Origin of the sequence: Paractinoplanes tereljensis, assembly GCF_016862435.1 — a bacterium.
Taxonomy (GTDB): Bacteria; Actinomycetota; Actinomycetes; order Mycobacteriales; family Micromonosporaceae; genus Actinoplanes; species Actinoplanes tereljensis.
In genome coordinates this window covers 1-5096 of record NZ_BOMY01000029.1, presented here as the reverse complement: position 1 = coordinate 5096, position 5096 = coordinate 1, and the positions used below count along the sequence as shown (strand labels likewise).

At 71.0% G+C, this 5096-nt stretch carries 5 protein-coding genes; 3 read left to right on the top strand and 2 right to left on the bottom strand.

Annotated features, from left to right (window positions below):
- Positions 1-222: 222 nt before the first annotated feature.
- Positions 223-1152 (bottom strand): class I SAM-dependent methyltransferase, encoded by a 930-nt coding sequence (locus tag Ate02nite_RS20960; RefSeq protein ID WP_203808085.1) that lies wholly within the window; start codon positions 1150-1152, stop codon positions 223-225.
- A gap of 8 nt (positions 1153-1160) precedes the next feature.
- Positions 1161-1706 (bottom strand): CGNR zinc finger domain-containing protein, encoded by a 546-nt coding sequence (locus tag Ate02nite_RS20955; protein WP_203808083.1) that lies wholly within the window; start codon positions 1704-1706, stop codon positions 1161-1163.
- A 39-nt stretch (positions 1707-1745) separates the two neighbouring features.
- On the opposite strand from Ate02nite_RS20955, the gene Ate02nite_RS20950 reads away from it, so the two are divergent.
- Genes Ate02nite_RS20950 through Ate02nite_RS20940 form a run of 3 tightly spaced genes read left to right on the top strand, consistent with a single transcriptional unit; the run spans position 1746 to position 4607 of the window.
- A complete protein-coding gene (locus Ate02nite_RS20950; RefSeq protein WP_203808081.1) occupies positions 1746-2906 on the top strand; it encodes an MFS transporter in 1161 nt (386 codons plus the stop codon).
- A 25-nt stretch (positions 2907-2931) separates the two neighbouring features.
- Positions 2932-4020, top strand: coding sequence for a right-handed parallel beta-helix repeat-containing protein (locus tag Ate02nite_RS20945; protein ID WP_239147562.1), 1089 nt, complete (start codon positions 2932-2934; stop codon positions 4018-4020).
- Between the two features lie 38 nt (positions 4021-4058).
- Positions 4059-4607 (top strand): hypothetical protein, encoded by a 549-nt coding sequence (locus Ate02nite_RS20940; RefSeq protein ID WP_203808079.1) that lies wholly within the window; start codon positions 4059-4061, stop codon positions 4605-4607.
- Positions 4608-5096: the final 489 nt, after the last annotated feature.

Here is a 5096-nt window from a genome sequence, read left to right as displayed (position 1 = left end):
GGGCGGGGCGGGCGGCGCGGCACGCAGCGTGATCGGGCGGGGCGGGCGGCGCGGCACGCAGCGTGATCGGGCGGGGCGGGCGGCGCGGCACGCAGATTGGTTGGGCAGGGGCCGGCGTGGGGGCGGGCCCGCCCGGCGGGGGCGCGCGGAGGGTGAGTGCCGCTCAGCGGGACCGAGTGCCACGGGACTTATGTCACGGCGTACTGAAAAAAGAGCGTGAGCCTAGTGATGAGCGTGGGTTCGGGGGCGGGCGTAAAGCTCCAGCTCCGTGGTGCACAGGTCTTCCGGGTTGTGGGAAATGTAGTCGGGGTGGATTGGGAAGCCTCGCTTTACCGCGGCTAGCGAGCGGTCGTCGACGGTGTGCAGGCGGCGTTCGATGGCGAAGCCGGCGTCGGTGAACAGGCGTTCCAGGTCGGGGGCTCGCAGGCGGTTGCAATAGGAGAACTCGTTGCCGCCCAGGCGCTGCCACTCCCGTTCGGAGAAGCGCAGGAAATTGATTCGGGTGATGGTGTTGTCCTGGTGGGCGAAATGGTCGCTCGGGTCTATCAGGTGGGCGGCGAAACCGGTTGGCTTCAGTAATCGGTTTGCCTCGGTCAGGATCGCGGCTATGGCCGGCGGAGTGACGTGTTCCAGGACGGTCATCGAGAAACTGAGGTCGAACGTGTCGTTCTCGTCGGGCATTCTCGCCGCGTCGCCGGGGGCGGCGTAGTGCACGTTGAGTGACCGCAGGTCGGCGGGGGGCAGATTCTTCAGGATGGCCAGCCGCTCCTTCAGCACCGACGGGTCTACCAGGCCGTCGTAGAGCTCGGCGATGCGATCCGACGCCTCGACCATGCGGCGGATCATCTCGGTGGTCAGGTCGATGTCCAGGCGGCGGTGCAGGTCTACGGTGACCACTTCGGCCGCCCCGAGCAGGAAGAACGCCACGGGGGCGATCGGCAGGTGGCCGGTGCCGACCTCCAGGCAGCGGGTGCCCTCGGCGCGGAAGCCAAGCTCGGCCAGGCGGCGCAGCATGGCGGCGTGCTGCGGCAGGCGCTTGAACGGGTCGGGGTTCAGGCGGCCGTATCGCCGCTGGATCTGGCGGTAGAGGACGTCACCGCCGGGCAGTAGCGCGCACGCCTTCTGGATCTTGGCCTTGCGGGTCCAGCGCATGGCGAATTTTATCGCCTTTTGCGGCTTTCGGCGGTGGATCGGCGGCGCTCGGTCAGGCGCTTGACCTTGACGTTCGTGCCACAGTCGGCCATCGAGCACCAGCGGCGCGAGCGGTTGCGGCTGCGGTCGAGGAATCGGAAGCCGCAGGCCGGGCACGTGCGCAGGAGGCTCAGATCGGCGTTCTGCAGCAGGTCGGCCAGGGCCACCGTCAGGCGGTCACCGATCATCGTGGCCGGGTCGCGGCCGACCGACAGGGTGGCGCCGCCGGCCGGAACAGGGCACAGCTCCGACCGGGCGATCGCCTCGGCCCAGCGGGCGGTGAGGGTGGCCAGGTGGCGGCCGGCCAGGGTCTCGCCGACCAGCGTGCGCAGGCGGTGCACCTCGCCGAAGGTGTCGGCCGGTGCGCGCTCGACGAGCGCGGCCTCCGCCGGCGTCACCACCTCGAGGCGCTGCGCCCAGGCGAGCACCGCGGGCAGGTCGGGCAGGAACTCCTCATCCGCGGTCACCGTGTTGGCCAGGTCCAGGGCCAGGTGACCGCCCACGATACTCAGCATGATTCCACCATAACCCGTTTTGGTGGTAGCGTCGCCAACATGCGGTCCTGGACTGTTCTCGTGGCGCTCGCCGCGTCCACATTCCTCTACGTCACCATCGAGACCCTGCCGATCGGGCTGCTGCCCGAGATCGCCGCCAACCTCGGCACCACCACTGAGGCGGTCGGGTTGCTGGTCACCGCGTACGGACTGATGGTGGTGGCCGCGACCATCCCGCTCACCCTGCTCACCCACCGGTGGCGGCGGCGCCGCCTGCTGGTCACGCTGCTGCTGGCGGCCACCGCCGCGACCGCGCTGTCGGCGCTCGCGCCGAACTACCCGGCGCTGCTGGCCGGGCGGGTGGTCACGGCGCTGAGCCAGGCGTTGTTCTGGGCGGTGGTGACGCCGGCCGCGGCCGGCATGTTCCGGCCGGCTGTCCGGGGCCGGGCAATCTCCATTCTGTACGGAGGAAGCTCGGTCGGACCGCTGCTCGGCGTCCCGGCCGGCACCTGGCTCGGGCAGCAGTTCGGCTGGCGGGTGCCGTTCCTGGTGATCGCCGGGCTCGGGCTGGCCATCTCCGCGGTGATCGTGACGTTGATGCCCGACCAGCCGCCCGGCAGCAGCGACACCGAGCGCGGCTCGGCCCCGGACGCCCGCGGCTACCACAACCTGGTGGTGCTCGTCGCGGTCATGGTGACCGGCGGGTTCACCGCGTTCACCTGCATCAGCCCGTTCCTCACCGAGGCGAGCGGCCTGTCCGGCCCGGCGGTCGGCGCGGTGCTGCTGGCGCGCGGCGTCGCCGGGCTGCTCGGGGTGATCGCGGCCGGTTTCGTGCCGGCCCGGCACACCGGCCGGGCGATGACCGTCGTGATCGGAGTCCAGGCGGTGGCGCTGGGCACGCAGTGGGCGGGCAGCGCGATCCCGGCGATCTCGATCGCGGCGGTGGCGGCGGCCGGCTTCGCGCTGTCGGCGATGACCGCGATCCTGGCCGTGCGGGTGCTCGAACTGGCACCGGGCCGCACCGACACGGCGGCCGCGGGTTCGTCCACCGCGTTCAACGTGGGCATCACGGCGGGCGCGCTGATCGGCAGCCAGGTGCTGGCCGGCGGCTCGGTGCGCGTCTCGGCGCTGCTGGGCGCGGGAATCACGGTGGTGGCGCTGGCCGTCTCGCTGCGGGGCAACGAAAGATCGACGGTCTCGATAGGCTCCGCGCCGCACTGACAACGGGGATGTGAGAGGACCACAAATGAACACTCGCCTGCGCGCGCTCGCCCTGCCGGTCGTGACGGTCACCGCCGCCGTCGCGGTCGTCACGCTCACCGTCGGACAGCCCGCTGCTGCCGCCAAGGTGACCGCGGCCTGCACCAACAGCGCCTCCGACGCGGCCACCATCCAGTCCGCGATCAACGGATCCAGCACCGGCGACGAGATCGTGATCGATGGCCCCTGCCTGATCACCCAGACCATCAAGCTGATCGGCAACCGGGGCTACCGGGGCGACAGCGCGGCCACCCTGCTCACCGAGGCGGCCGGCACCAACCTCGCGGCTGTGCTCGCCTCCGACTCCTGGGTGGACAACACGCCCGGCACCGGCGAGGCGATCACCCTGAAGGACCTGGTGATCGACGCCAACAAGAGCGCCAACCCGACCGGCGGGGACGCCGTCGTCATCCGCTCCTGGCTCACCACGGTGGAGAACATCAAGATCTGGGACGCCAAGGCCAACGGCATCCGCATCACCAACACCTCGAAGAACGGCACCACCCTGACCAACAGCCAGGTCAACGGCACGGTCCGGAACGTGTTCGTGACCGGCTCCGGCGGCAACGGCATCTACGTGCAGGACAGCGGCAACGCGATCACCGATTGGAACCTCACCGACAACTGGGTCGCCGACAGCGGCGGCGACGCCCTCCGCCTGGAGAACTCGGCCGGCTGGACCGTCGAACGCAACCACGTGTACGGGGTCGGCAGCAGCGGCATCAGCGCCGACCGCCTGTTCGCCACCAGCATCGTCGACAACTACATCGAGGACTTCACCGTCAACGGCATCGGCGTGACGGTCCAGGGCGACGCCGCCAGCACGTTGTCCGGCAACAAGATCTTCCACTTCAGCGGCACCGGCACCACATACCTGGCGATCAAGCAGGTCAATTACGGCACCGGCCAGATCGCCGTCACCGGCAACACCATCCGCGGCGCCGGCACCGGCGTCGGCCTGTCCTACCAGCGCGGGGCCAACGCGCTGACGGTCACCTCGACCGGCAACTCGGTCACCGGCGTGACCACCCCGCTGGCGTCCGGCACCGGCGTGAGCGTGGGTGCCGGGATCTGACAAATGCCGATGGTTGCGCGTCCCCGCACAATGAGGGAGTGACCGGGAACTGGATTCCGGAAGTGGGCGTCACTCCCGTGCCGCGGGGGTGGCAGGCGGTGCGCCGGTTCGACCGCGAGACCGGCGAACCGGTCATCCTCATGCGGGTGCACCCGATCCGGCGCTGGCTGACCGCGGCCGCCGCGGCCGCCGGGGTGGCGCTGCTCTGGTGCTGGTTCATCTGGACCCGCGAGGCCAGCGGCGGCTTCTTCGTGTTCGGCACGCTGATGGCCACGAGCGGCACGATCGGCACCGTCGTGCTGACCCTGACCCAGGACGGTTTCACCGTCACCCCCGGCCGCATGCGCTGCGGCCGGGTCTGGGTGGCCAGCGGAAACTGGCGCGGCCGAGTGTCCGACGCGTCCGATCTGGAGCTGGAGGCGCACGAGACCGACAACATCACCAAGCTCCACCTGTACGCGAACCACCGAGGCGGCGGCCGCGACGAACTCTTCACCGACGACGAGACCGGCCGCATCGCCCGCCCGTTCGCCGATTGGCTGTCCGCGGTAGCACACATCCCGGTCAATGCCGGCGGCGCCTCTTGACCCCGGATTTCGGTCCCGCCAGGCGGTTCCGGCACGCTTCTTTTTAAGTACGCCGTAGGACCAGTCCCGTGGCCCGCGGTCCCGCTGAGCGACACTCACCCTCCGCGCGCCCGCGCCGGGCGGGCCCGCCCACCAACGCCAGCCGCTGCCCACCCAACCTGCGTGCCGCAGCTGCTCGCGCCGCCCGATCAATCTGCGCGCCGCGCCGCGCCGCGCCGCGCCGCGCCGCGCCGCGCCGTGCCGCGCCGTGCCGCGCCGTGCCGTGCCGTGCCGTGCCGCCCGCCCCGCCCAGCCAAGCTGCGTGCCGCGACGTCCGCCCCTGCCCGATCACGCTCGGTGCCGGGCCGCGCGCCGCTGCCCGAACTCAAGCTGAGGCCGGTGGCGTCGTGGACCTCCCGCATCGTGGGCCACGATCCCGCCTTGCGGACGACGCTTCCACATCGTGGCCGACGCACCCGGACATGCCGTTTATATCCGGCAGCGACCGGG

What these genes read in the sequence shown, in the direction of transcription:
- Ate02nite_RS20950 (WP_203808081.1), top strand. Translation starts at nt 1,746, where the DNA reads ATGCGGTCCTGGACTGTTCTCGTGGCGCTCGCCGCGTCCACATTCCTC.
- Ate02nite_RS20955 (WP_203808083.1), bottom strand. Translation starts at nt 1,706, where the DNA reads ATGCTGAGTATCGTGGGCGGTCACCTGGCCCTGGACCTGGCCAACACG.
- Ate02nite_RS20960 (WP_203808085.1), bottom strand. Translation starts at nt 1,152, where the DNA reads ATGCGCTGGACCCGCAAGGCCAAGATCCAGAAGGCGTGCGCGCTACTG.
- Ate02nite_RS20945 (WP_239147562.1), top strand. Translation starts at nt 2,932, where the DNA reads ATGAACACTCGCCTGCGCGCGCTCGCCCTGCCGGTCGTGACGGTCACC.